Origin of the sequence: Chamaesiphon sp. GL140_3_metabinner_50 (assembly GCF_025361915.1) — a bacterium.
Taxonomy (GTDB): Bacteria; Cyanobacteriota; Cyanobacteriia; order Cyanobacteriales; family Chamaesiphonaceae; genus Chamaesiphon.
On the sequence record NZ_JANYJC010000288.1, the window covers coordinates 1 to 2672 of the forward strand.

The following is a 2672-nucleotide window of genomic DNA, read 5'->3' on the forward strand; positions in this document are numbered from 1 at the left end:
CAAACCACATTCTTTTTGGGTGGCTTCCTCCCACCACCAGCGACCTTCACGTTCGTGTTGTTGGGGCAGTGTGGGCTTGGTACAGGGTTCGCAACCGATACTGATAAACCCGCGTTCGTGGAGCGAGTTGTAAGGTACTTCCAGGGCGCGAATATAATTCCAGACATCCGCAGACGACCAATTAGCCAGGGGGTTAAACTTGACTAAGGGATGGTCTGGAGTACCGAAAGCTCCATCGGCTTGAATGACGGGTACCGCCGCACGCGTAGAAGGACTTTGATCTTTGCGCTGTCCGGTAATCCAGGCATCGAGGGTTGCTAATTTACGCCGCAGGGGCGCAACTTTCCGCACGCCGCAGCATTCTTGGTGTCCGTCTTCATAAAAGCTAAATAATCCCTTGGCTTTGACGAGTGCTTCGACGGGAGCTGCTTCTGGATACACGACATCGATCGCGATACCATAGTGCTTACGGACTCGATCGATAAATTGATAAGTTTCGGGATGGAGCCGTCCGGTATCGAGGCTGAATACTTTGACATTGGGGTTAATCTTATACGCCATGTCAATTAAAACTACGTCTTCAGCTCCACTGAAGGAAATGGAAATATTATCGAACAAACTTAACGCCCGTTTGATAATATCTTGAGGACTTTGCACGCTCAGTTCGGCATCTAGGGTGGGGAAATCTAGTTCTGTACTCACCTGAATCATGATTGCGCTCTCTTGAAAAATTAAGGATCGATCTTCTGACGATATTTTACAGGAGAAGGGTAGATAGGAGTAAGGAGTGAGGAGTAAGGAGTAAATTATTTATAACGCCTTTACCCTTTACTCTTGATTCCCCAAAACCTAAAGCCTAAAGCCTAAAGCCTAAAGCCTAAAACCTAAAACCTAAAGCCTAAAACCTAATCCCCTACCGCATAGTGACAAACTCTTCAGCGGAGCTGGGATGAATGCCCACAGTGGCATCAAAATCGGCTTTAGTCGCGCCCATTTTCACGGCAATGGCTACCCCTTGAACGATTTCTGCCGCGTGTTCGCCGACCATGTGGGCACCGAGGACGCGATCGGTTTTAGTATCTACGACCAGTTTCATCAGGGTTTTTTCCTGTTTGGCTGGTAGCACGTAGTACATCGGACGGAAGCTGCTGCGATAGACTTTGATATTATCGCCGTGCATTTCGCGCGCTTCTTCTTCGGTTAGTCCGACGGTTGCAGCTTCAGGGGTGGTAAAGATTGCTGTCGGAATGTCTGCATAGTTCATGGTACGGGGTTTATTGCCAAACATGGTATCGGCAAAAGCTCGCCCTTCATTAATCGCGACGGGTGTGAGTTGAATATTGTCGGTACAGTCGCCAACCGAGTAAATATTCTCAATATTTGTCTGGCTATTGGTATCGACCAGGATCGCCCCATTGTGGGTTTTGACATCGATATTTTCTAGTCCCAAATTTGCAGTATTGGGTTTGCGTCCGAGTGCGGCTAAACTCACTGCATCGGCGAGAATTGTTTGTGTCCCATCTTTAGTAGTTACCGTGACGCTGACACCATCATCGGTTTTGGCGATCGATAGATCGCACGCATGGTTAATAATATTAATACCATGATGGATCATCCCTTCCTGCACGGCTAATCGCAAGTCACGATCGAAACTCCGTAAAATTAAATCGGGGCGAATAATTTGGGTAACTTCCGTTCCTAAACCATTCATAATGCACGCAAATTCACACCCAATATAACCAGCACCCAAGATGACCATTTTCTTGGGTTGGGTGGGTAAGTCGAAGATATCATCAGATGTCAGCGCATGTTCGATGCCGGGAATATCTGGACGCACGGGGACACCGCCGACGGCTATTAAAATCTTATCCGCAGTAACGATCCGATCGCCTACCTGTAGGGTATTATGGTCGATAAACTTCGCCCGATCGTGTAAAAATTCTACTTTGGAATTGTCCAGCATTCGCTGGTAAATGCCATTGAGCCGGGTGACTTCTCCATTCACCGCTGTCATCATTTTCGGCCAATCTAACTGGCTTTTAACCGCACTCCAGCCATAACCCTCAGCATCGGTAAACAATTCGGGGAAATGAGACGCATATACCATCAATTTCTTGGGGATACAGCCCCGATTGACGCAGGTACCGCCGAGTCTGTCGTATTCAGCAACACCAACTTTGGCACCATATTCCGCCGCGCGTCGCGCCGTCGCAATCCCGCCGGAACCACCGCCAATTACGAATAGGTCAAAATCATAGCTCATGTATTATATGTCCTTCTTACCCAAAATTTGGAGATGTTGCCGAATTTATGACGATGTATATGTAATTCTAATCGACTGCGATCGAGATGGTGTTACCCCCCAATCCCCCCTTATAAAGCAGGGTGGTTTCATACAAGAAAATAAAAATGCAAAAACCCTAGTGTTTAGTCTTCAACCGCCCTCGAATGAATTCCTTGCTCATAGCCAAAGTTCACTGAAGTGAACTGAAAGATTTTTCTTCTGGTGTATGAAACCACCCTGCCAACCCCCCCTTTATAAGGCTATCCATTACCCACAGATTATCCAATGATTTGGGAGATTGCGAGCCATTTAGGTAGTAGGGGCAATTCATGAAGCGGCGGTTTTATGTCTAGGGTTCCCCCCGAATAAAAAAGCGGATTGATTTTCG

Annotated in this window: 2 protein-coding genes; both read right to left on the reverse strand. The window is 47.2% G+C overall.

Annotation, left to right across the window (positions count from 1 at the left end; all coding sequences use genetic code 11):
- Positions 1-711, reverse strand: a 711-nt coding sequence (locus Q0R35_RS13960; RefSeq protein WP_295619336.1) for a phosphoadenylyl-sulfate reductase, incomplete at its 3' end; no start/stop codon positions are given.
- Between the two features lie 202 nt (positions 712-913).
- The gene (gor, locus tag Q0R35_RS13965) at positions 914-2263 is read right to left on the reverse strand and encodes a glutathione-disulfide reductase (RefSeq protein WP_295619340.1); all 1350 of its coding nucleotides are present in this window, start codon (positions 2261-2263) and stop codon (positions 914-916) included.
- Between the last annotated feature and the right edge of the window lie 409 nt (positions 2264-2672).

Excerpts from the sequence above, each read along its gene's own strand:
- gor (WP_295619340.1), bottom strand. The coding sequence starts at position 2,263 with ATGAGCTATGATTTTGACCTATTCGTAATTGGCGGTGGTTCCGGCGGG.